Source organism: Flavobacterium sp., from assembly GCF_041911335.1.
In the GTDB taxonomy this organism is placed as follows: Bacteria; Bacteroidota; Bacteroidia; order Flavobacteriales; family Flavobacteriaceae; genus Flavobacterium.
Window position 1 is genome coordinate 87,535 of the sequence record NZ_JAYRPD010000037.1, and the last position, 21,908, is coordinate 109,442.

At 33.3% G+C, this 21,908-nt stretch carries 23 protein-coding genes; 5 read left to right on the plus strand and 18 right to left on the minus strand.

Annotated features, from left to right (window positions below):
• The first annotated feature begins 92 nt into the window (after positions 1-92).
• Positions 93-977 (plus strand): peptide chain release factor N(5)-glutamine methyltransferase, encoded by an 885-nt coding sequence (gene prmC, locus ACE3PD_RS05870; protein WP_374400490.1) that lies wholly within the window; start codon positions 93-95, stop codon positions 975-977.
• A 10-nt stretch (positions 978-987) separates the two neighbouring features.
• Here the strand turns inward: prmC and ACE3PD_RS05875 are convergent, their stop codons facing one another.
• A complete protein-coding gene (locus ACE3PD_RS05875; protein WP_374400491.1) occupies positions 988-2,229 on the minus strand; it encodes an ABC transporter permease in 1,242 nt (413 codons plus the stop codon).
• 241 nt (positions 2,230-2,470) lie between these two features.
• Between ACE3PD_RS05875 and hisS the strand changes: the two genes are divergently transcribed.
• Together hisS and ACE3PD_RS05885 are read left to right on the plus strand one after the other, a co-directional pair.
• Positions 2,471-3,841, plus strand: a complete 1,371-nt coding sequence (gene hisS / locus ACE3PD_RS05880) for a histidine--tRNA ligase (RefSeq protein WP_374400493.1) — start codon at positions 2,471-2,473, stop codon at positions 3,839-3,841.
• A gap of 277 nt (positions 3,842-4,118) precedes the next feature.
• Positions 4,119-4,466, plus strand: a complete 348-nt coding sequence (locus ACE3PD_RS05885) for a hypothetical protein (protein ID WP_374400495.1) — start codon at positions 4,119-4,121, stop codon at positions 4,464-4,466.
• Positions 4,467-4,573: 107 nt separating this feature from the next.
• Here the strand turns inward: ACE3PD_RS05885 and ACE3PD_RS05890 are convergent, their stop codons facing one another.
• From ACE3PD_RS05890 to ACE3PD_RS05920, 7 genes are all read right to left on the minus strand, one after another.
• Entirely contained in the window at positions 4,574-5,518 is a 945-nt protein-coding gene (locus ACE3PD_RS05890; protein WP_374400497.1) for a tRNA dihydrouridine synthase, read from the minus strand.
• 35 nt (positions 5,519-5,553) lie between these two features.
• Entirely contained in the window at positions 5,554-6,087 is a 534-nt protein-coding gene (locus ACE3PD_RS05895) for a CIA30 family protein (protein ID WP_374400498.1), read from the minus strand.
• Positions 6,088-6,193: 106 nt separating this feature from the next.
• A complete protein-coding gene (locus ACE3PD_RS05900; protein WP_374400500.1) occupies positions 6,194-6,877 on the minus strand; it encodes a prolyl oligopeptidase family serine peptidase in 684 nt (227 codons plus the stop codon).
• Between the two features lie 64 nt (positions 6,878-6,941).
• A complete protein-coding gene (locus ACE3PD_RS05905) occupies positions 6,942-7,364 on the minus strand; it encodes a VOC family protein (RefSeq protein ID WP_374400503.1) in 423 nt (140 codons plus the stop codon).
• 47 nt (positions 7,365-7,411) lie between these two features.
• Positions 7,412-7,774, minus strand: a complete 363-nt coding sequence (locus tag ACE3PD_RS05910; RefSeq protein ID WP_374400505.1) for a hypothetical protein — start codon at positions 7,772-7,774, stop codon at positions 7,412-7,414.
• Between the two features lie 141 nt (positions 7,775-7,915).
• Positions 7,916-8,365: a DUF1456 family protein gene (locus ACE3PD_RS05915; RefSeq protein ID WP_374400507.1), complete on the minus strand. Its 450-nt coding sequence runs from the start codon at positions 8,363-8,365 to the stop codon at positions 7,916-7,918.
• A 44-nt stretch (positions 8,366-8,409) separates the two neighbouring features.
• The gene (locus ACE3PD_RS05920; RefSeq protein ID WP_374400509.1) at positions 8,410-9,198 is read right to left on the minus strand and encodes an alpha/beta hydrolase; all 789 of its coding nucleotides are present in this window, start codon (positions 9,196-9,198) and stop codon (positions 8,410-8,412) included.
• A gap of 42 nt (positions 9,199-9,240) precedes the next feature.
• Between ACE3PD_RS05920 and ACE3PD_RS05925 the strand changes: the two genes are divergently transcribed.
• The gene (locus ACE3PD_RS05925; RefSeq protein ID WP_374400511.1) at positions 9,241-9,642 is read left to right on the plus strand and encodes an excinuclease ABC subunit B; all 402 of its coding nucleotides are present in this window, start codon (positions 9,241-9,243) and stop codon (positions 9,640-9,642) included.
• On the opposite strand, the gene ACE3PD_RS05930 is transcribed toward ACE3PD_RS05925, so the two are convergent.
• The 6 genes from ACE3PD_RS05930 to ACE3PD_RS05955 form a co-directional block, all read right to left on the minus strand.
• Positions 9,639-10,076, minus strand: coding sequence for a VOC family protein (locus ACE3PD_RS05930; protein ID WP_374400513.1), 438 nt, complete (start codon positions 10,074-10,076; stop codon positions 9,639-9,641). The two genes, ACE3PD_RS05925 and ACE3PD_RS05930, sit on opposite strands and share 4 nt — an antisense overlap.
• A gap of 54 nt (positions 10,077-10,130) precedes the next feature.
• The gene (locus ACE3PD_RS05935; protein WP_374400515.1) at positions 10,131-10,604 is read right to left on the minus strand and encodes a DUF4375 domain-containing protein; all 474 of its coding nucleotides are present in this window, start codon (positions 10,602-10,604) and stop codon (positions 10,131-10,133) included.
• Positions 10,605-10,612: 8 nt separating this feature from the next.
• The gene (uvrB, locus tag ACE3PD_RS05940; protein ID WP_374400518.1) at positions 10,613-12,604 is read right to left on the minus strand and encodes an excinuclease ABC subunit UvrB; all 1,992 of its coding nucleotides are present in this window, start codon (positions 12,602-12,604) and stop codon (positions 10,613-10,615) included.
• A 41-nt stretch (positions 12,605-12,645) separates the two neighbouring features.
• On the minus strand, positions 12,646-13,308 hold the full coding sequence (locus tag ACE3PD_RS05945; protein WP_374400520.1) for a thiamine diphosphokinase: 663 nt from the start codon (positions 13,306-13,308) through the stop codon (positions 12,646-12,648).
• Positions 13,309-13,424: 116 nt separating this feature from the next.
• Positions 13,425-14,252, minus strand: coding sequence for a DUF4249 domain-containing protein (locus ACE3PD_RS05950; RefSeq protein WP_374400522.1), 828 nt, complete (start codon positions 14,250-14,252; stop codon positions 13,425-13,427).
• A gap of 4 nt (positions 14,253-14,256) precedes the next feature.
• On the minus strand, positions 14,257-16,629 hold the full coding sequence (locus tag ACE3PD_RS05955) for a carboxypeptidase-like regulatory domain-containing protein (RefSeq protein ID WP_374400524.1): 2,373 nt from the start codon (positions 16,627-16,629) through the stop codon (positions 14,257-14,259).
• Positions 16,630-16,750: 121 nt separating this feature from the next.
• Here ACE3PD_RS05955 and ACE3PD_RS05960 point away from each other — a divergent pair, with 121 nt between their 5' ends.
• Positions 16,751-17,413 (plus strand): hypothetical protein, encoded by a 663-nt coding sequence (locus ACE3PD_RS05960; RefSeq protein WP_374400526.1) that lies wholly within the window; start codon positions 16,751-16,753, stop codon positions 17,411-17,413.
• Between the two features lie 64 nt (positions 17,414-17,477).
• Here ACE3PD_RS05960 and ACE3PD_RS05965 read toward each other — a convergent pair whose 3' ends face one another.
• The 4 genes from ACE3PD_RS05965 to ACE3PD_RS05980 all read right to left on the minus strand — a co-directional run bounded on the left by ACE3PD_RS05965 (position 17,478) and on the right by ACE3PD_RS05980 (position 21,855).
• A complete protein-coding gene (locus ACE3PD_RS05965) occupies positions 17,478-19,700 on the minus strand; it encodes an NADP-dependent isocitrate dehydrogenase (RefSeq protein ID WP_374400528.1) in 2,223 nt (740 codons plus the stop codon).
• 156 nt (positions 19,701-19,856) lie between these two features.
• Positions 19,857-20,213 carry a 50S ribosomal protein L19 gene (gene rplS / locus ACE3PD_RS05970; RefSeq protein WP_374400529.1) on the minus strand — a complete coding sequence of 119 codons (357 nt, stop codon included), beginning with the start codon at positions 20,211-20,213 and terminating at the stop codon, positions 19,857-19,859.
• Positions 20,214-20,350: 137 nt separating this feature from the next.
• Positions 20,351-21,028 carry a tRNA (guanosine(37)-N1)-methyltransferase TrmD gene (gene trmD / locus ACE3PD_RS05975; RefSeq protein WP_194096522.1) on the minus strand — a complete coding sequence of 226 codons (678 nt, stop codon included), beginning with the start codon at positions 21,026-21,028 and terminating at the stop codon, positions 20,351-20,353.
• Positions 21,029-21,045: 17 nt separating this feature from the next.
• Positions 21,046-21,855 carry a class I SAM-dependent methyltransferase gene (locus tag ACE3PD_RS05980; protein ID WP_374400531.1) on the minus strand — a complete coding sequence of 270 codons (810 nt, stop codon included), beginning with the start codon at positions 21,853-21,855 and terminating at the stop codon, positions 21,046-21,048.
• Positions 21,856-21,908: the final 53 nt, after the last annotated feature.

A 21,908-nucleotide genomic window follows, 5' to 3' on the forward strand; every position in this document is an offset into this window, starting at 1 on the left:
GGAAATACAGGTCATAACAGCTGTGAAGTTTGGATGACTAAGAAATTGTAGAATTAAGATTTGAGAATTAAGAATTAAGACCAATTTAGCTTATGCTACTAAAAAAATACAAAACCCACTTTTTCGATTCATTAAAAAATAGTCAAGACGAACAAGAAATCGAAAGTTTCTTTTTCATCTTAACGGAGTATTTGCATAATTTAAAGCGAGTTGATTTGGCTTTGAATCCGAATTTTGAACTTTCAGATGCAGAAGTTGAAAAGTGGAATATTATTTTAGCGGATTTACAACAAGAAAAGCCCATTCAATACATCATGGGTGAAACTTGGTTTTATGGGTTGCGATTTGAAGTGAATGAAAACACCTTAATTCCAAGACCAGAAACGGAAGAACTTATTGAATGGATTATTGAAAGTCAAAAGTCAAAAGTCAAAAGTCAAAAGTTTGATATTCTAGATATCGGAACTGGTTCAGGATGTATTCCAATTTCGTTGAAAGCTAATTTACCACAAGCTAATGTTTCAGCTATTGATGTTTCCGAAAAAGCATTAGAAGTAGCAAAAAGAAATGCAATATCAAATAAGGTTGAAATCAATTTTATTCAAACTAACATATTAGAAGTTGAAGATTTATCTCAACTCCCAACTCCCAACTCCCAACTCCCAACTTCCTTCGATATCATTGTGTCAAATCCGCCTTATGTTCGTAATTTGGAAAAAGAAGAAATCAAGAAAAATGTCTTGGAATACGAGCCACATTTAGCGCTATTTGTGGAAGATACCGACGCTTTACTTTTTTATAGAAAAATAGCACAACTGGCGTTGAAAAACTTAACTCCAAACGGATTATTATTCTTCGAAATCAATCAATATTTAGGGAAAGAAACCGTTGAATTGTTGCAAAATCTAGGTTTCAAAAATATCGAGTTGAAAAAAGATATTTACGGAAATGATCGAATGATAAGATGTGAAAAGTAAAAAAAACTAATTACTCATATCGCAACGCTTCCACAGGATCTAATTTCGATGCTTTTATTGCAGGATATAAGCCAGAAACAATCGTTACAATAAACGTTGTAATGAAAGCCGCTATAATTGCCATCCATGGAATTGTGAATGAAAATCCAATTGCAGATGCAATTCCAAATCCGATTAAAATTCCTAAGATGATTCCAACAACGCCACCTAATTGACCAATGACTAAAGTTTCTGTGAAAAACTGCCACGCAATTGTACTTCGTTTCGCGCCAAGCGATTTTCTAACACCAATTTCACGCGTTCTTTCGGTAACGGAAACCAACATGATGTTCATCAACGCAATTGAAGAACCAAAAACCGTAATAATTCCTATTACCCAAGCCGAAATTGCCAATACTGCTGTGTTGGAAAGTAAGGTTTGAATCAAATCGTCGCTTCGTTCAATTCCGAAATTATCTTTTTCAACCGGACTCAATTTACGAACTCTTCGCATCGTTATTATTGCATCATCCACCGCTTCATCTAATAAACCTTCGTTCATCACCATAACGTCTAAATCGTAATTGATATTCGGAGCAGAAAATAATGAACGTGCTACTTGTGTTGGAATCAAAACACGTAAATCCTGACTGTTTCCAAACGTTGAACCTTTTTCTTTTAAAACTCCAATCACCTTAAATTTAGCTCCACGAATCGAAATCGTTTTGTCAATTGGATTAATGTTTTCAAATAATCCTTTTTCAAAATCGGAACCTAAAATACAAACGTAATTATTGTTAGATATGTCGAAGGAATTAAAATTTCTCCCTTTTACGACTTCTAAACCTTTATTTGGACAAAAATTTTCATCCACACCTAAAACCGAAATTTCAGGATCGGTTTTCTTTTCTCCGTATTTTACCTCGATGGCTGAACCAGCTGTAAAGGATAGGGAAGTAGTAGTAAACGGAAAGTTAAATTTATCTTGAAACGATTTTGCTTCGGGATAGCTGATGATAGGATTAACACGTTGCTCCGTATCGTTTTGATTGATTTCAGAAGAAAAATCGTATTGACTAATAGAAAAAGTATTCGCTCCCATGGAAGCAAAATCTTTCAATATCGTATTTTCTAATGCAGAAACCACCGTTAGAATCCCAACCAAAGCCGTTATTCCAATAGCAATAATCATAACCGTTAACGAAGTACGCAAAGCCTGACTTCTAATGGAATCAAGCGCAATTTTTGTATTTTCCTTAAATAATCCTACCATGACTATAAGACTGAATAATCTTTTTTTTGTTACAGTTTAAAGCGAGAAATTTGTCAGTTCGAGCGTAGTCGAGAATTTTATAATGAATTAATCTCGACTTCGCTCGATTTGACAATTAGATTTATAAAGAATTCAGTTTTGATATATTTGATTTTTTATACTGCCGAATATGTTCGATATTTGCACTACAAAAAATCAGAATTGTCTTATTGACACATTTTCAAATTGACACATTAGAAAAATGGCACAAAAACCAAGCATACCAAAAGGAACCCGAGATTTTTCACCAGCAGAAGTGGCGAAACGCAATTATATTTTCAGTACGATAAAAACCAATTTTGAGAAATTTGGCTTTCAACCTATTGAAACGCCTTCATTTGAAAACTCAGAAACCTTAATGGGAAAATACGGTGAAGAAGGGGATCGACTGATTTTTAAGATTTTGAATTCGGGAGATTATTTGGCTAAAGCGGATGCTACTTTATTAGAAAATAGAGATAGCTTGAAGTTAACAAGTCATATTTCCGAAAAAGCCCTTCGTTACGATTTAACCGTTCCTTTTGCGCGTTATGTGGTGCAACACCAAAACGAAATTGAGTTTCCGTTCAAGCGTTACCAAATTCAACCAGTTTGGAGAGCAGATCGACCTCAAAAAGGACGTTTTAGAGAGTTTTATCAATGTGATGCTGATGTGGTGGGTTCTAATTCGCTTTGGCAAGAAGTGGAGTTGGTGCAATTGTATGACTCGGTTTTCACGCAATTAGGTTTAGGTGGCGTTACGATTAAAATTAACAATCGTAAAATATTATCTGGAATTGCTGAGGTTATTGGCGCTTCGGATAAATTGATTGATTTTACGGTAGCGTTAGATAAATTAGACAAAATAGGTGAAGACGGTGTGAAAAAAGAAATGTTAGAAAAAGGCATTTCAGAAACAGCGATTGAAAAAGTACAACCATTGTTCAATTTCACAGGAACTATCAATGAAAAAATAGAAAAATTAGCGAATTTATTAGCGAATTCTGAAGAAGGAATGAAAGGGGTTAACGAGTTGCAATTTATTTGTAATAACGTTTCGACTTTAGGTTTACAAACCGCTTTCTTGGATTTAGATGTTACATTAGCACGTGGTTTAAATTATTACACAGGAGCCATTTTTGAAGTCGCTGCACCAAAAGGTGTCGCTATGGGTTCAATTGGTGGCGGTGGTCGTTATGATGATTTGACAGGGATTTTCGGGTTGAAAAACATGTCGGGCGTTGGAATTTCGTTTGGTTTAGACCGAATTGCTTTGGTAATGGAAGAAGTAGGTTTATTCCCAGAAGCCGTTTTAGCGACATCAAAAGCGTTATTCTTGAACTTTGGTGATAAAGAAGCCTTGTATGCGATGAAAGCCATCGGTAAATTGCGTCAAAAAGGAATAAAAGTGGAATTATATCCTGATAAATCGAAAATTGACAAACAATTCAAACACGCCGATAGAAGAGGAATTCCATTTGCAGTAATTGTAGGAGAATCAGAAATAGAGCGTGAAGAATTTGGATTGAAAAACTTAGCTACTGGTGAGCAACAAAAAGTGGATTTTGCAACATTAGTTACTTTATTAAAATAATTTAAAGCCGAGCTTTGTTACACACAAACTTGTCACGCTGAAAGCGTCTCTTTTTACACAGAGATTAGACCTTAAATAATCTTAAAAATAACTTTGCGAAAGACTTTGCACCTTTGCGTTAAAATTTACAAAGAGATTCGCCGAGTTTTTTTGACCTTGATTGTGATGATTAGAGTTGCACAGAGCGTTTCACTTATTTTGCGCTTGAATTTGTAATAGTTTTTGAACTTGAACTTGAATTTGATTTTTGACCTTGAACTTGTAATTTATTTTTGATATGAATGTAGACGACGAAGCTAAAAAAGTAATTTGGTCCCTTCAGAACAACAAACGTACTGAAGCAGAACGAAATGTATTTGCCCCAACAGGCAAAAAACCGATGAATAAAAACGTAGTTTATGTTTTGTCGGCGATTGGAATTACTTTTTTGATGAGTTTTGCGTTGTCGTTATTTTCTAAAGAGACTACACAATTTTGTTTCCTAATTGATAATTATTGCTTCAATTCAACTGAAAATCCAATTGCTTATACGCTTTATATCTTTATGAATCTTTGGATTTTAATTTTAGGAATTGGAATCGCTTATTTGATTGGGAAAAAATTAGGAGATCGATTTAAGATTTAGTTTTACACAGAGATACGCCGAGTTTTTTGATTTTGTTGAAAAGAGAGACACAGAGCGTTTTACTTATTTGAATTAGATTTGACTTTTGAATTTGTAATTGTCCTTGATTACCCATTTTTAAAAATCTCTTTAACAGCAGCTTCGTAATTCTTGCTATTTCCCGCTTTTTTTATCTTTTTGAATGTCTTTTGTGGATTTGAAAATGATTCTGAAAAGTATTCCCAAAAGCCTAACATTTTCATACGAATAGGCGTTGGACCTTGTAAATATGCATCATATTGTTGATAAATTTCATCATGAAAAGCTTCAAAAATTTCGAATCTGTTTTTCGGATATTCAGTAGTATTGTTTTTTATCATTGAAGGTAAAAAAGGATCGGCAATTAAACTTCTGCCTATCATAAAATGATCAACGGAAGGAAAACGATTTTGTAATTCTTTGAATTTCGCTACCGAAGTAATATCTCCATTGTAATAAATCTTCTGTTTGGAAGTGTCTAGACATTTCTGAAACGAATCTAAATCGACACCACCTTTGTACAATTGTTTACCAATTCGCGCATGAATGGCAATATTTTTAATCGGATATTGTTCTAAAATTGGGAAAACATCTAAAATTTCGGTTGGATTTTCATAACCCATCCGCATTTTCATCGAAACAATAATATCGGTTTCATTGTGAACTCGTTTTAAAATATTTTCAATTTGCGATGTGTTACTAATTAATCCTGAACCCATTCCACACTTGGCTACCATAGGATACGGACAACCTAAGTTCCAATTCAATTCCTTGTAACCAAATTGCTGCACATATTTAGCTACGAATAAAAATTCTTCAGCATCATTAGTAATTATCTGCGGAATGACTTCTAAAGTGTCATTATTTTCAGGAAGAATATCACGTTCGTACGAACCTTTTACCACCAATTTTCCATTCAATTTGATGTAAGGCGAATAAAAAGTGTCTATGCCACCAAAGTGTTTGTGGAAAGCGTTTCGGAATCTAAAATCGGTAAATCCTTGTAAAGGAGAAGATAATAATGTGATACTCATACAGCAAAGATACTATATTTTTTAAGCTGCCGATTTTATTTTACTAATTCGATTTTATCCAATTTCAATTCAAAAGATTCATCTTTTTTATTTCCTATTAGAAATACAATTTCTTCCAAAACTTTGCCATTAAAATTGGGTAAGTTTAATGTTTGACCTCTAAATGAAGGATATAAATCTTTTAACTCTAGGGTAACGGTTTCCCATTCACCTGAAGTTTTAAAGGTTGTGATATACGAATAATAAGAATCGACATCGTCTTTTATTCTAAATTGATAGTTTTTACCATCACCTTTTAATCGAATATTAACTTTGGAAACATTACTAATATCTTTAGTTTTCATTTGATAGCGAACCGATGAAAAGCCTCCATTATTTTCGGTCGAAACTCTTCCAAAAAATACACCATTTCCATTTTCGTCAATTTTGAATTTTCCATCAGAAATTCCTCCCATCACTACATCATCTATGATTCTCCACTCACGAGGATTGGTATTTTCATTGAAGTCAAAGAGTAAAAAATCATTCATGATAAAAGGAGTTAAAAGCAAAACAAGTAAATATTTCATATTGCAATTTTTGTTAAAAGTGCAGCAATGAAATTATTTATTGAGAAATTTAACCTTAAGTTTGGAAGTGTTTAAGAGGTAAATTTTGATTTTAAAACAGGAATAATTATTCTCTTTTCTGTTTAAATAACCAATCATACATAGCATCTTCATGAAAAAGACGTTCTACATTTCCATGATTTCCACCTTTAATAATGGTTAAAGTAACATCGGCACTCTCATCGCATTTTTTTATTGCCTCTACTACTTTTTTTGATTCCGACATGGGTACAATATAATCCACATCACCATGTTGAATCCATAGTGGAATTGTGGCCAATTTACAACCATCACTAACATTACCACCACCACAAATAGCAACGGCTGCGGTGATTTTATCCGCGTGTTTTCCTGCAAAATGTAAAGTACCATAACCACCTAAACTCATACCACAAACATAAATTCTTGATTCATCTACGTTGTAGTTTATCTTTACATATTCTAAAACTTCTAAGACTTTATCTGGATTCCAACTTCCCTTAGCTAATTGTGGTGCAACTACAATAGCTGGAATTTTTTTTCCTTTATCCATTGCACGTAAAACCCCATATCTTCTAACACGATTTAGATCAGTTCCTGAAAGACTTTTTCCGTGAAGAAAAATTAAAACAGGTTGTTTTTCCGTGCTTTCTTTTTCGGGAACATTAATCCAAAACGGATATGTAGTTTTGTTTTTTATGGTTTTTAATTGGGAAAACCCAAAAGCACTAGTAAGTATGAAAAGCGCTATATAAAATGATTTTAATTTCATTATTTAAGTAATTGTTTTTAATAGAGAAGGCAATGGGAATTTAATTCGAACCTGTTATTTTTGTTTATTTTCCTGTAAAATTAATCATCCATTCGATGCCGTATTTATCTCTAAACATGCCAAAGTAAGAACCCCAAGGACTATCACTCATCGGATATTCGACAGTGCCGCCAGCTGAAAGCCCTTTGAATAAATGGTCTGCTTCTTCTTTACTTGCTGCACTAACGGAAATCTTGGAACGGTTTTCATTTTCATTTACACGACCCATAATTTCAGGCACATCGTTTCCCATTAAAATGTTGTTGCCAATTGGCAATGCAATGTGCATGATTTTGTTGGCTTCGTTTTCTGGAACTGGAAATTCTTCACTTGCCAAATCTTTGAAACGCATAATTTGAGCCAACTCGCCACCAAATACCGATTGGTAAAAACGAAACGCTTCTTCGGCATTGCCGTTGAAATTGATGTGTGGATTGATTAGTGCCATGGTTTTGTTTTATGTTTGAGGTGATTTATATTATTGTGATGGATTATTTAAAATCCTATTAACTTATTTTTTTCTCGCTTAATAGCTTTACCCTCGAAATAATACTCAATTCTTCTTCTATCAATATTGATTTTTATTTTGTCTGTTTTCTCAGGAATTTTAAATATCACATGTGGACCAGTATAACTTAGTTCGAATTCTGAATTAAAATTAGTAACTATTAGTTGAGCATTGCCGTTAAAATCAGTGGTTGTTTCGTTTAAATTTCCTTCTTTTTTTTCAACTATATTCCCTCCAGCTAATGGGTAATCTTTTTCATAGTAAACTTCAAAATATACGGTCTTTGATTTTGTTTGTGAAAATGAATTTATAAAAATAAATATGAAAATTAAAGTTAAGAAGTTTTTCATTTTTTGTATGTTTTTAGAGTTGTCTAAATCAATAAATTCAATTTAAACCATACTCAGAAGCGTTAATTTTGTCTCTCAAAAATAAAAAATTAATCTCAAACTTCTTAAACAAAAAAATCCTCAATTACTTGAGGATTTTGTTTACTTTTTATTTTTACCAGAGTTAAACTTAAAACGTTCTACTGGGCTTTCTGGTTTTTGCTTTTTGTCGGAAGGTTTGCCTTGTCCAAATGGTTTTTTAGCGGGAGTGCCTTTTGGTTTAAAAGGTTTTTTCTCGCCCTCTTTTTTAAAATCCGGTTTCTTGTCTTCTTTGTAAAGTGGGGCTTTGTTTTTTGCAATTTGATCTAAAACTTCTTTCGGATTTTTAGGGTCTTCTTTAGTGCCACGCAAATGAATGACTAATCCGTTTAAGAAATTGCGTAATAATTGATCGCCACATTCCATAAAGTTGGGATGGTCTTCACTTCTAAATACGTTTGCTAATTCGCCTTTTGAAACTCTGAAATTTACTAAGTTCAAAATTTCAATAATTTGGTCATCACGTAATTGTAAGGCTACACGTAACTTTTTAAATATATCGTTGTTATTCATTCTGTGTCTTTTTTAAATATTCAATTTCTAAATTATTAATTCATTTAGAAGAGCCAAAGGTACGCTTTTCCAAATTCTTTCGCCCATAATTTTTCATTATGTTTACCATTAACAATTACTACTTTTTTTGTTAAATGTATGCAAGTGCATCTTTTATCGTTCACCAAGTCTACCATTTTATCCATATCGGCTACTGTGGTTTCGCCTTCACTATCACCGCACATAAAGTACAATTTGGTTTTGAGATTTTTGGTGTTTTCAGTCAAAGTATAAATAGTATTGTTAAACCAAAATGATGGAGAAAAAATAGCTGCTTTTCCAAATATTTTAGGATATTTTAAAATGGCGTAATAAGAAACGAGTCCGCCAAGTGAACTTCCTGCAATAGCGGTATTCATTTTACCTGTTTTCGTTCTGTAATTGGTATCGATATGAGGTTTTAAGATAGTTACAATGAAATCCAAATAAGCATCGGCTTTTCCGCCACCGTATTTTTCATTTGGATAAGGTGTAAGTTCATCCATTCGTTTTTCATTGCCGTGTTCAATTCCTACAATGATGACTTCCGCTTTTAAACTATCTAAGGTTTCATCCACATGCCATTCGCCAGCATATGAAGTTTTATTATCAAATAAATTTTGGGCATCGTGCATGTAAATTACGGGATATTTCTTCTCAGAAGTGTTGTAATTGTGTGGTAAATACAACCAAATTTTCTTTGAAGTCTGTAATTGTGGAGCTTCAATCATAAAAGAAGTAACTTTGCCTTGCGACCATCCCGAAAGAGATGTTAATAAAAAAAAGAACAAAAATGGGAAATACTGCTTTTTCATTTTTATATTTGAATTCATCTAAAACTTAAAAATACTATTTTGATGAACAGTTACCAAGAAAAAATAAGTTTATTACAGGAAATGATAGGTTTTGCCTTAATTGATGGCGAATTGCATGATAGAGAATACGATTTTTTAGAAATGGTAGCCATGGAATTAGAAATCGAGAAAACTGTTTTTCATAAGTTATTTGAAAATAGAAGGGAAGTTACTGTAATAAAAGATGAGTTTCACCGAATTTGTCAGTTTTATCGTTTGGCCTTGTTAATGCATTGCGATGGTGTTTTGCACGATGCCGAACAAATTAAAATCAACGAAATTGGAATTAACATGGGATTGAATCCGTATGCTATGAAACGCGTACTGAATTTAATGAAAAACTCCCCAAACCGAATGGTTGAGGGAGATGTTTTATTGTCCGTTTTTACTGAGCAACATAATTAGTTTGCTGGAACTTCGTCGAAATTTACCATCCAATTAATACCGAATTTATCAGTAAACATGCCAAAATAAGCACCCCAGAATGTTTTTTCCATTGGCATAATAATGTTTCCGCCTGCAGAAAGCCCGTTGAATAATGTATCGGCTTCTTCTTTGCTGTCCGCATTTATCGATACAGAGAAATTATTTCCAAAAGTAACATCGCCACTAAACGAAGTACTATCACTTCCCATTAAAATAGTCTCTTTGCTAATAGGTAAACTTACATGCATGATGCGATTGCCTTCTTCCTCACTTGGTGGAGGACAATTTTCATCAGTTGGCATATCTTTAAATCTGCCTATATAAGTAAATTCGCCTCCAAAAACCGATTTGTAAAAATTAAAAGCCTCTTCTGTATTACCATTAAAGGTAAGATATACATTTACTGTTGCCATACTTTATTGTTTTATGATTGATTACTTAAAAGTATAAAATTTATTTTAAAACACTTAAGCTCCAAATTGATTTTCATTGGCTTTAATATAATCTACGATTAACGTTACGATATCTTCTTCAGTTTCGTCTTCGAAAAATAATTCGTCTAAGTCTTCCCAACCTGAAATGATGTTTTCATCTGCTTTTTCAATGAATGTTAATCTTTTTTCCACGTCAGGCGAATAAGTTTTAGCTGGAAATAAGCCAAGCGCTTTTGAAATCAATTCAGCTGTTTTAAATGCTTTAATTTCTTTATACGATGTGATAAATTCTTCTGCAAAATCACCTGCTTCTGAACTAAAAAAGAATTGAAAACCGCCTTCTCCCATAGCACCTTCAAATAAATCTACAAAAACGAATACTTTCTCTTCATCGGTTAACGATGAGAAATCTTCTGTTTCTTCTTTTTTTTGCCAAATGATTTCTCCAATAGCTTCAATGATTTTGATTTCGTCTTCTAATTTTAGAATGTTTTCAATTTTGCTCATATGTGTTTTTATTTAATTTTCTCTTGTAAAACTTTTATTTCGTCACGCAATTTCGCTGCTTGCATGAAATCTAATTCTTTAGCCGCTTTTTCCATCATTTTGCGTAAATCTCTAATTTTTTTCTCAATTTCGGGTTTACTCAAGTATAAACTTTCGGGTTCGGCCGCTTTTAGAGCTTCTTTTTCAAAGTAACCTGTAGAAACAGAATTACCACTTAATGCACTTCCTAAACTTTTATTCAAAGCTTTTGGTGCTAATCCGTTTTTGGTATTGTAGTCGATTTGTTTTTGTCTTCTGTAATTGGTTTCGTCAATGGTTTTTTGCATCGAAGCGGTAATTTTATCCGCATACATAATGGCTTTTCCATTTACGTTACGAGCAGCACGACCTACAGTTTGTGTTAACGAACGATGGCTTCTTAAAAAACCTTCTTTATCGGCATCTAAAATCGCAACTAACGAAACTTCGGGTAAATCCAAACCTTCACGAAGTAAATTCACTCCAATTAACACATCAAAAATTCCTTTTCGTAAATCTTGCATGATTTCCACACGCTCCAACGTATCTACATCGGAGTGAATATAGCGACAACGAATCGAAACTTTAGTCAAATATTTTGCTAATTCTTCTGCCATTCTTTTGGTTAAAGTAGTAACTAAAACGCGTTCATCAGCTTCACATCGCACTTGAATTTCTTCAATTAAATCATCAATTTGGTTGGCACTTGGTCGAATTTCAATAATTGGGTCAAGCAAACCTGTTGGACGAATGACTTGTTCTACATAAACACCTTCTGTTTTATGTAATTCATAATCAGCAGGTGTTGCCGAAACGTAAATAACCTGATTTTGTAAGGCTTCAAATTCTTCAAATTTTAGTGGGCGATTGTCCATAGCAGCAGGCAATCTGAAACCATATTCTACCAAGTTTTCTTTACGACTTCTATCGCCACCATACATGGCATGCACTTGTGAAATCGTAACGTGACTTTCATCCACCACCATTAAATAATCATCTGGAAAATAATCCAATAAACAGAAAGGTCTTGTTCCAGGTTCTCTTCCGTCAAGGTAGCGCGAATAATTTTCAATTCCAGAGCAATAGCCCAATTCTCGAATCATTTCTAAATCGAAATTCGTGCGTTCTTCCAAGCGTTTTGCTTCTAAATGTTTGCCAATTTCTTTGAAATAATCCACTTGTTTGACCAAATCTTGTTGGATAGCCCAAATAGCGTTTTGTAACACATCAGGCGAAGTCACAAACATATTCGCTGGATAAATTGTTAGTTTTTCGTATCGTTCTATCACTTTTGCAGTGGTTGGATCAAAAGCTTCAATTTCTTCAATTTCATCTCCAAAAAAGTGGATTCGGAAAGGTTCATCACCATAACTTGGGAAGATTTCCACAATATCGCCTTTGATTCTGAAATTTCCAGCGGCAAATTCTGCTTCGGTTCTCGAATACAAACTTTGTACTAATTGATGTAGTAATTTGGTACGCGAAATTTGCTGACCTGCTTCTAAATTGATTACGTTTTTTTGAAATTCAACCGGATTTCCAATTCCATACAAACAAGAAACGGATGAAATTACAATAATATCTCTTCGACCCGAAAGTAGGGCGGAAGTTGTACTTAAACGTAATTTTTCTAATTCATCATTAATCGATAAATCTTTCTCAATATAAGTTCCGGTAACGGGAATAAAAGCTTCGGGTTGGTAATAGTCGTAATACGAAACAAAATATTGTACCGAATTATTTGGAAAAAACTGCTTGAATTCGGAATATAATTGAGCTGCAAGAGTTTTATTATGCGCTAAAATAAGTGTTGGTCGTTGTACTTCTTGCACTACATTAGCCACGGTAAATGTTTTTCCAGAACCTGTAACCCCTAATAATGTTTGGTATTTTTCACCATTTAAAATGCCTTTTGAAAGTTTTTCAATGGCTTGAGGTTGGTCACCAGTAGGTTTGTATTCAGATACGACTTGGAATTTCATTAAAGTACAAAGTGTAAAATGTAAGGTACAAAGTTACAAAGTTAATCCCAACATTCCATTAATAACAAATCGCCTTTTTCGTGAGTAATTGTCACTATTCCATCTTCGGAAACATAATTACTACTTCCTGTTTTATATCCAATGGTTAGTGAATGATTGGATAATGGATAAAAAAGATTAGAAGAATGAATTCCGGTAACTTCTCCTATTGGAATGAGTGAAATAGGAGTGTTTTTAGTATACCATTTTTCAAAGGTATTGGGTAATAAAAATATTTTAGAATGATCGTCAAGCAATACTATTTTCAATTGATTTCTGAATTTAACGATACTTGTAATGTTGGTAATTGTATGATCAGCACGTTTGCCAGTCGCCCAAATTACATTTACCGCTTTATGACCTTTTTCGATAAGATAATCAAAGGCTTTTTCTAAATCGGTTTTATCTTGATTGGGTGTATGAACAATTTCTAACGGATATTGTTTATCTAAATAATATTCAGGTTTAAAACCTCGGTCAAAATCGCCCAATAAAACGTCGACTTTAATGTCTAATTCTAAAACACGTTCAATTGCTGAGTCTAAAACAATCACTAATGGTGACCATTCTAACAATTGTCCCATTAATTCTTCGCTACAGGATGCGCCATTAGCAATGATTAATGCAGGTTCTTGGTCGTCGCGAACAATATGGTGTGATGACATTTTTTAGATTTAATGCCGTAAATATATCGTTAATAAAAATTAAGTGCAAGAACAAACGCAACTTCAACTGTCATTTTTTGATATTTGTTCTTGAAATTGAAATTGTTTTTGAAGGATTATTGAACCAAATAACTAACCGTATCAATTTCACTCAAAAAGAAATAACCCAGCGGATAATTTGAGTTAGTTGATATATTACTAATATTTCCTCTAACGGTAGCTGGTGGTGTTGCAAATGGATTTCCAGAACCACTTCCGGCAATTGCAATTAATTTATTCATGTAGTTATAATAGCTTTTTGAAACGCCTTGAACGCTTAAATCTAGCGTAATCCCAGGTTCCGTTTCACTACTACCGTAAAAACCAAACATAACGTTTCCTTGAAAAAACTCGTCGCTAACTACACCGAATTCTGGAAATTGTTTGTTTGGATTTTTAACACCTAATAGATAATAATTTTCTTCAGCTCCATTATCTTGATAGAAATATTTAATTTGAATTTCGTCTTCACCACTAATTCCAACTACTGTTTCCTGTTGAACATTAATGATATATGGAGTAGGATATAAAGCGCTAGATGCAGTATATATTTCTCCATCATATAGAATTTCTAATGTATAAATTTCGCCAATTACAGGTTGAAAGTTATCACAAACATAATCTCCTGTATTTGGGACTTCAATAAAATTGAAAACTACATTGGAACTATTTGTAACGGTAACAATAGCACCATTAGCAGGAAGAATTTCATTGGTATAAAAATCATTTGTTAAACTTAACTTTATGGTTTGATTTTCACCTGTTGTTCCTTTCTCCCATTTGATGATGGCATCAATAACCAATTTTGGATCTGAATTGTCTAATTCAATATCTACTACTTTTTCACAACTACTATTAAATAATGTTAGGAATAGTAAAACGCTACATAGAAATATATTTTTCATAAAATTAAAATTTAAAATTATAAGAAACCGAAGGCACAATTCCGAAAATAGAAAGTTTTACGGCTTCATTTACACCAGTTTCTGAATTTTGTCTAAACGATATGGAAGCAGCATTATAGCGGCTATAGATGTTGTAAATTCCAAAAACCCATTCTCCTTTAAATTTCTTGTTTTCATATTTTTTTGGTGTTAAAGTCGCCGAAATGTCCATTCTGTGGTAAGTCGGTAATCGGTCTTCGTTTCTAGAGTTATAACTTGGAACAGTTACTCCTTGAAAAACATATTTTCCGCTCGGATAAGTAACAGGTTGACCAGATTGAAGGGTGAAATTAGCTCCAAAACTCCATTTTTTATTTAATTTATAGCTTCCAGTAACTGCTAAATTATGGGTTTTGTCATACGCAGAACGATACCAATCACCATTATTGATTCCAATTTCAGTTGGTGTTCTTCCAGGTGTTTGTTGTTCTGAGCGTGATAATGTGTAAGAAACCCATCCGTTTAAACGTCCTTCATTTTTTTTAATCATCATTTCTAGACCATAGGAGCGCATTCTTCCGTTTAATAGAACTTGTTCTATTGCTTCGTTGGCAATTAAATCGGCACCATCAATATAATCGATTCGGTTTTGTACTTTTTTGTAGTAAGTTTCTAATTCTAAAGTGTAATCACCATCCTTAAAATTTTTAAAGTAACCAATAACAACTTGGTCAGCCAGTTGAGGTTTAATGTAATTATCGCTTGGGGTCCAAACATCTAATGGAGTAGGTGATGCGGTATTTGAAACCAATTGCATGTATTGAACCATTCGGTTATAACCTGCTTTTACGGATTGATCTTTATCAATTTCATAGGATACCGTAAAACGAGGTTCAAAGTTGGAATAATCTGCTATTTTTTCATTCGAACCAAAATACCTTGTAGAAGTTGGAGTTGCTTTTTCGTAAATTTTCAACTCTTCATCATACAAAACGGGTTGATCGTTATCGTAATAGTTTACTGTAGAAGCTCCTACTCGGTAAAAAGAACTAAAGCGAACTCCTGCCATAATAGCAAGTTTATCAGTTAAATTATGTTCGAAATCGACATATAAAGCATTTTCAAAAGCATATTTTTTATCCAATTGACGGTAGTTAATTGAAGATTCTTCATTCAATGGTTTTATGGTGCCGGGATTGATATCAAATTTTGTGACATTAGCTCCAAAATTGAACTTTGTTTTTTCAGTAGCGTAATATTTAAAATCGTATTTCAAATTGTAGTTTTGAATTGTAGATTCCCAATTAAACCCTATGAAATCTAAATCTAATCCGTAAAAATAATTGCTGTAAATGAGCGATAAGTTAGAAAATAATTTATCGGAAAATAAGTGATTCCAACGCACATTAAGTGTCGAATTTCCGTAAATATTTCGGAAGGATTCATTTAAATTAAAGATATCGCGTCCGAAATAACCCGATAAATATAAGTTGTTATTTTCGTTAACTTTATAATTCAATTTAGTGTTCAAATCATAAAAGTAAGCGGAGTTTTTATTATCAGTTAATTTCAAAAATAAATGGGCATACGAACCTCTTCCTGCTATAAGAAAAGAGCCTTTGTCTTTTACAATTGGACCTTCAGCTAATAAGCGACTGGAAATTAATCCAATTCCGCCATTCATACTGAATTTATTGCTATTTCCGTCTTTTTGATACACATCTAAAACCGAAGAGGCTCTTCCTCCAAAACGGGCTGGGATTCCGCCTTTATATAGTTTTAAATCTTTAATAGCATCCGCATTAAAAACCGAAAATAAACCAAATACATGTGATGTATTGTAAAGTGTCGCTTCATCTAAAAGTACTAAATTTTGATCGGCTCCACCACCACGAACATTAAAACCCGATTGGCCTTCTCCAGCATTTGTAACTCCTGGCAAAAACAAAAGCGATTTAATAATATCAACCTCACCTAATAAAACAGGCATTTGTTTTATGGTGGTAATCGCTAATTTATTAACGCTCATTTCCGGTTTTTTGATATTGGTTTTATAAGCGTTTTCTGTAATGACAACTTCTTTAAGTTCTTGCTTACTTTCTTTTAGACCAAAGTTTTTCTTTACATTTTGATTGATTTCTAATTTTTCAGAAAAGGTTTCAAATCCAATATAGCTAACTTGAATTGAATAATTCCCTTTTGGTAAAGTAATAGAATAAAAGCCGTATTCATTAGTATAAGTACCAATATTTAATTCGGAAATGTAAACGGAGACACCAATTAAAGTTTCGTTGTTATTAACATCTGAAACAACTCCACTTAGTGTTACTTTTTCTTGACTAAATCCCAAAAGTGAAAAAAAGAATAAAATCCAATAAAGTTTTAGTTGTAGCCCCATTTTGGTGTAAATTTTGTACTACAAATTTCACAAAAAAAATATGCAATAATTTAAAACAAATGTTAATTTGTAATCAAAAATCAATAATTGTTTTAAATTTACCACTTTCAATGCAGTTCAAATGAAAACCAAATTATTTGTTTTACTTTTTCTATTTCAATTTGTGTCGGTTTTGGCTCAAAAAGATTCTCCTTTTAAAACTTCAAAGCTGAAGTTAAATTGGGACGAACCTGCAAAAGTTGAGTCGTCTTCTAATACTATTTCTTTACCCTACAAAAGTGTTTTAAATAATGATGATAGCTACTTAAAACGTTATTCAATTCTAAATCAGAAGAAAGGTGAAGAGAGTGTTATGGTTTCCAAAAATGACTTTAAGAATCCTGGAGATGAAATAAAGAAAAAACTAAATAAAGAAGCACAGGAAGGAAGTTGGGAAGATGTTTTCTTTGGAAAATTTAAAGTTAGTTCTCCTGTTATAAAAATAATGACACGCGATCACATGGATCCCGATGGTGATAAAGTAAGGGTTATTTTAAATGATGTTACAATAGTTAATGTTATTAACTTGGATTCAGATTTTAAAACGAGCTATATTGATTTAAGAGAAGGTGATAATTTTATAGATATTGTAGCTCTTAATCAAGGTTTGGCCGGACCTAATACTGCAACTTTTGCCATTTATGATGAAAATGATAATTTAATCACATCTAATGATTGGAATTTGAATACTGGAGTAGCAGCTAAATTTGTTATTGAATATGTCAAGCCAATAGAAAAGAAATAAAAAAAGCGACTTAAATTTTGGGGGCAGTCTAGTTTAAGTCGCTTTTTTATTGTGTTTAAAAATCTTAATTCAATTGAGCTAAGATTGTATTCAATGTTTCACTCGGACGCATTGCTTTTTCGGTTAATTCAAAACTTGGATGGTAGTAACCACCAATTTTTTGTTCTTTACCTTGAGCTGCAATTAATTCTGCATCAATTTTAGATTCGTTAGCAGTCATTGCCTCAGCAATAGGAGCAAATGTTGCTTTTAATTCAGCGTCTTTAGTTTGGTTTGCTAAAGCTTGTGCCCAGTAGAAAGCTAAATAGAAATGCGAACCTCTGTTATCAATTCCACCCACTTTTCTTGCTGGCGATTTGTCTTCAGCTAAGAATTTTGCATTTGCTTCATCTAAAGTATCTGCTAAAACTTGTGCTTTTGCGTTGTTTTGTGTTTGTGCTAAATGCTCTAAAGAAGCTTGTAACGCTAAGAATTCACCTAATGAATCCCAACGTAAATAGCCTTCTTCGATAAATTGCTCAACGTGTTTTGGAGCTGAACCACCAGCACCTGTTTCGAACAATCCACCACCGTTCATTAATGGAACGATTGATAACATTTTAGCCGAAGTTCCTAATTCTAAAATTGGGAATAAATCCGTTAAGTAATCACGTAATACATTTCCAGAAACTGAAATTACGTCTTTTCCTTGACGGATGATTCGTAAGGTTTCTTTCATTGCATCTTTAACATCCATAATACGAATGTCTAAGCCAGTTGTATTGTGATCTTTTAAGTATTTCTCAACTTTTTTGATGATTTCTCTATCGTGTGCTCTGTCTTTATCTAACCAGAAAATAGCTGGAGTATCAGATAATCTTGCTCTGTTAACCGCTAATTTTACCCAATCTTGAATAGGAGCATCTTTCGTTTGACACATCCTGAAAATGTCACCCGCTTCTACTTTTTGAGATAATAAAATGTTTCCATTTTCGTCTTCTACGTTAACTGTTCCGTTTTCTTTTAATTGGAATGTTTTATCGTGAGAACCGTATTCTTCTGCTTTTTGAGCCATTAATCCAACATTCGGTACTGAACCAATTGTTTTAGGATCTAAAGCGCCATTTTGTTTCATTTCTTCGATACAAGCCGAATAGAATCCAGCATAAGAACGGTCTGGAATAATTGCGATAGTATCTTCTTCTTTTCCTTCTGCATTCCACATTTTTCCTCCACTACGAGCTAAAGCAGCCATAGAAGCATCTACAATTACATCAGAAGAAACGTGGAAATTCGTGATTCCTTTTTCTGAATTCACCATAGCCACACGTGGACCGTTTGCTAAAGCATCAGCAATTGCTTGTTTGATTTCTGCTTCTTGAGGAATTCCTGCAATTTTGTTGTATAAATCTTGTAATCCGTTATTTGGATTGATATCTAATGATTTGAAAAGTTCTGCATATTTAGTGTAAACATCAGCAAAGAATGTTTCAACGATAGCTCCAAAAATAATTGGATCAGAAACCTTCATCATCGTTGCTTTTAAATGTGCAGAAAGCATTATGTTTTTCGCTTTAGCATCTGCAATTGTTGTTGCTGCGAATTGTTTTAAAGCATTCAGATTCATTACTGAACTGTCAATAACTTCACCCGCTTTTAAATTTGCGAAATCTTTTAAAACCGTAGTTGCTCCATTATCTGAATTGAAAACGATTCTGAATTTTCCATCTTTTTCAACTGTAGTAGAATTTTCAGTTCCGTAAAAGTCACCTGAATTCATGTGAGCAACCTCAGTTTTACTATCAGCAGCCCAAGTTCCCATTCTGTGAGGATTTGCTTTAGCGTAGTTTTTAACTGCTTTTGGAGCTCTTCTGTCTGAGTTTCCTTCACGTAATACAGGATTTACAGCTGAACCTAAAACTTTAGCATATCTAGCTTTGATTTCTTTTTCAGTATCGTTTTGTGGTTCTTCTGGATAGCTAGGAATATTGAATCCTTGAGATTGTAATTCTGCAATCGCTTCTTTTAATTGAATTACCGAAGCTGAAATGTTAGGTAATTTAATAATGTTAGCTTCTGGAGTATTAGCTAATTGTCCTAATTCAGTAAGTGCATCACCAACTTTTTGGTCTTCTTTTAAGAATTCTGGAAAGTTAGCTAAAATTCTTCCTGCTAAAGAAATATCTCTAGTTTCAATTGCAATATTAGCAGGTTTAGTAAAGGCTTTTACAATAGGTAAAAACGAATGTGTTGCCAACATTGGCGCCTCATCCGTAATGGTATACATTATTTTAGATTGGTTGGACATGGATATTATGTGTTTGTTTTGAATATAATTTGTAAAATCTGCCAAATATAGGAAATTTGAAGGAAATAATGGGGTGAATTTGCTTAAATCTTGAATAAAATTCAATAAAAAAAGCCACAACATTGTTGCGGCTTTTTATACTTGAGAAAGTACAAATTAGTTTTTGTATCTTCTTTCTTTGATTTTTGCTTTTTTACCAGTAAGATCTCTAAAGTAGAAGATACGAGCTCTACGTACTTTACCTCTTTGGTTCACTTCAATTTTTTGTAAAGCTGGCATGTTGATTGGGAAGATACGCTCAACACCAACAGCACCAGACATTTTACGGATTGTAAAAGTTTCAGTAGCACCAGTTCCTCTTCTTTGGATTACAACACCTTTGAAGAACTGTGTTCTAGTTTTTTCACCCTCTTTAATTTCGTAGTACACAGTGATTGTATCACCAGCACCAAACTCAGGGAAATCTTTTTTTGTAACAAATTCGTTATTAACGAAATCAACTAAATTTGACATAGTTATAAGTATAATAATTTGATTCAAAGCAACATACACGTCTATCGCCAGAGGTTGGTTCAAAGTGGGTGCAAATTTATGAAATAATTTTAATAATTAACAATTAATAATTGATAATTTTCTTTCAAATATTAATTTTACTCTTCCAACAAATCAGGTCTTCTGTTTTTGGTGTGTTCGTAGGCCATTTCTTCACGCCATTTTTCAATTTTTCCGAAGTTGCCACTCAACAATACTTCTGGAACCTTTAATCCTTTGTATTCGGCAGGACGAGTATAAATAGGAGGTGATAACAAATTGTCTTGAAAACTATCCGTCAAAGCCGAAGTTTCATCACTTAAAACACCCGGAATTAATCGGATAATTGCATCACAAAATACGATAGCGCCAATTTCGCCACCACTTAATACATAATCACCAATCGAAATTTCGCGCGTAATGTGCATATCACGCACACGTTGATCCACTCCTTTATAATGTCCGCACAAAATCATGATGTTTTCGTACATCGAAATGGAATTGGCCATTTTTTGATTTAGGGTTTCACCATCTGGAGTCATGTAAATGATTTCATCGTAGGTTCTTTCGCTTTTTAGTTTCGAAATACAATCGTCGATAGGTTGTACCATCATTACCATACCAGCACCACCGCCAAATTGATAATCGTCTACACTTCGTTGTTTATTCGTAGTGTAATCTCTTAAGTTGTGAAAATGGACTTCGACCAATCCTTTTTGAATGGCGCGTTTCATTATCGAAGCTTCAAACGGACTTCGCATTAATTCGGGTAAAACGGTAATAATATCAATTCGCATGCTGCAAAGATAGTAGATTATTTTTTAGTTGCCGAAAGCGAATACACCATCGGAATTTTGTTTTCCAAGTGCTTGATTCGGAATTTTTTTTCCGAACCTTCGGAATCAAATTCTTCGGTTTGATTGAAACAATTGTAAGGTGAAAAATCGAATTCGTTAAAACAATTAATTACCAATCCATTTGAAATTAAAGCGTTTAAGACTTCTGAAATTGGATGATTCCAAGTGATGGTTTTTGCATTTAGAGGTGCTTCTTTATCAGCGTAAGTTCCAGATTCTTCTTCTAAAATAGGTTCGACATTGAAATAACTATAGAAAACATCTTTAAAATCATTATCAAACATCCAAACTACAGGATGAAATTCGGCAAATACAAATTTTCCATCTGGTTTTAAGAAATGCGAAACCACTTTTGCCCATTTGTCTAAATCGGGAAACCAACCAATTGTGCCATAACTGGTGAAAACAATATCGAATTTTTCGTCCAAATGATTCGGTAAATCATAAATATCACAACAAATGAAAGTCGCGTCTAAATTCAATTTATTGTTGATTTCTTTCGCTTTTTCAATTGCCTTGTCGGATAAATCAATTCCAGTTGCTTTAGCTCCCATTCTTGCTAAAGTCATGGTGTCTTGACCAAAATGACATTGTAAATGCAAAACTCTTTTTCCAGAAACATCGCCAAGTAAATCCAATTCAATCGAATTTAATGTAGATTTTCCTTTCAGAAAACCTTCCATGTCATAAAAATCCGAGTTCACGTGAACTTCTACTTTGTTGTTCCAAGTTTGTTTATTGATATTTAAGTAATCATTAGCTTGCATACGAATCGTTATTTGTTTATCGAAGCTTCAAATGGACTTCGTATTAATTTGGG

Excerpts from the sequence above, each read along its gene's own strand:
- prmC (WP_374400490.1), top strand. The coding sequence starts at position 93 with ATGCTACTAAAAAAATACAAAACCCACTTTTTCGATTCATTAAAAAAT.
- ACE3PD_RS05875 (WP_374400491.1), bottom strand. The coding sequence starts at position 2,229 with ATGGTAGGATTATTTAAGGAAAATACAAAAATTGCGCTTGATTCCATT.
- hisS (WP_374400493.1), top strand. The coding sequence starts at position 2,471 with ATGGCACAAAAACCAAGCATACCAAAAGGAACCCGAGATTTTTCACCA.
- ACE3PD_RS05885 (WP_374400495.1), top strand. The coding sequence starts at position 4,119 with ATGAATGTAGACGACGAAGCTAAAAAAGTAATTTGGTCCCTTCAGAAC.
- ACE3PD_RS05890 (WP_374400497.1), bottom strand. The coding sequence starts at position 5,518 with ATGAGTATCACATTATTATCTTCTCCTTTACAAGGATTTACCGATTTT.
- ACE3PD_RS05895 (WP_374400498.1), bottom strand. The coding sequence starts at position 6,087 with ATGAAATATTTACTTGTTTTGCTTTTAACTCCTTTTATCATGAATGAT.
- ACE3PD_RS05900 (WP_374400500.1), bottom strand. The coding sequence starts at position 6,877 with ATGAAATTAAAATCATTTTATATAGCGCTTTTCATACTTACTAGTGCT.
- ACE3PD_RS05905 (WP_374400503.1), bottom strand. The coding sequence starts at position 7,364 with ATGGCACTAATCAATCCACACATCAATTTCAACGGCAATGCCGAAGAA.
- ACE3PD_RS05910 (WP_374400505.1), bottom strand. The coding sequence starts at position 7,774 with ATGAAAAACTTCTTAACTTTAATTTTCATATTTATTTTTATAAATTCA.
- ACE3PD_RS05915 (WP_374400507.1), bottom strand. The coding sequence starts at position 8,365 with ATGAATAACAACGATATATTTAAAAAGTTACGTGTAGCCTTACAATTA.
- ACE3PD_RS05920 (WP_374400509.1), bottom strand. The coding sequence starts at position 9,198 with ATGAAAAAGCAGTATTTCCCATTTTTGTTCTTTTTTTTATTAACATCT.
- ACE3PD_RS05925 (WP_374400511.1), top strand. The coding sequence starts at position 9,241 with ATGAACAGTTACCAAGAAAAAATAAGTTTATTACAGGAAATGATAGGT.
- ACE3PD_RS05930 (WP_374400513.1), bottom strand. The coding sequence starts at position 10,076 with ATGGCAACAGTAAATGTATATCTTACCTTTAATGGTAATACAGAAGAG.
- ACE3PD_RS05935 (WP_374400515.1), bottom strand. The coding sequence starts at position 10,604 with ATGAGCAAAATTGAAAACATTCTAAAATTAGAAGACGAAATCAAAATC.
- uvrB (WP_374400518.1), bottom strand. The coding sequence starts at position 12,604 with ATGAAATTCCAAGTCGTATCTGAATACAAACCTACTGGTGACCAACCT.
- ACE3PD_RS05945 (WP_374400520.1), bottom strand. The coding sequence starts at position 13,308 with ATGTCATCACACCATATTGTTCGCGACGACCAAGAACCTGCATTAATC.
- ACE3PD_RS05950 (WP_374400522.1), bottom strand. The coding sequence starts at position 14,252 with ATGAAAAATATATTTCTATGTAGCGTTTTACTATTCCTAACATTATTT.
- ACE3PD_RS05955 (WP_374400524.1), bottom strand. The coding sequence starts at position 16,629 with ATGGGGCTACAACTAAAACTTTATTGGATTTTATTCTTTTTTTCACTT.
- ACE3PD_RS05960 (WP_374400526.1), top strand. The coding sequence starts at position 16,751 with ATGAAAACCAAATTATTTGTTTTACTTTTTCTATTTCAATTTGTGTCG.
- ACE3PD_RS05965 (WP_374400528.1), bottom strand. The coding sequence starts at position 19,700 with ATGTCCAACCAATCTAAAATAATGTATACCATTACGGATGAGGCGCCA.
- rplS (WP_374400529.1), bottom strand. The coding sequence starts at position 20,213 with ATGTCAAATTTAGTTGATTTCGTTAATAACGAATTTGTTACAAAAAAA.
- trmD (WP_194096522.1), bottom strand. The coding sequence starts at position 21,028 with ATGCGAATTGATATTATTACCGTTTTACCCGAATTAATGCGAAGTCCG.
- ACE3PD_RS05980 (WP_374400531.1), bottom strand. The coding sequence starts at position 21,855 with ATGCAAGCTAATGATTACTTAAATATCAATAAACAAACTTGGAACAAC.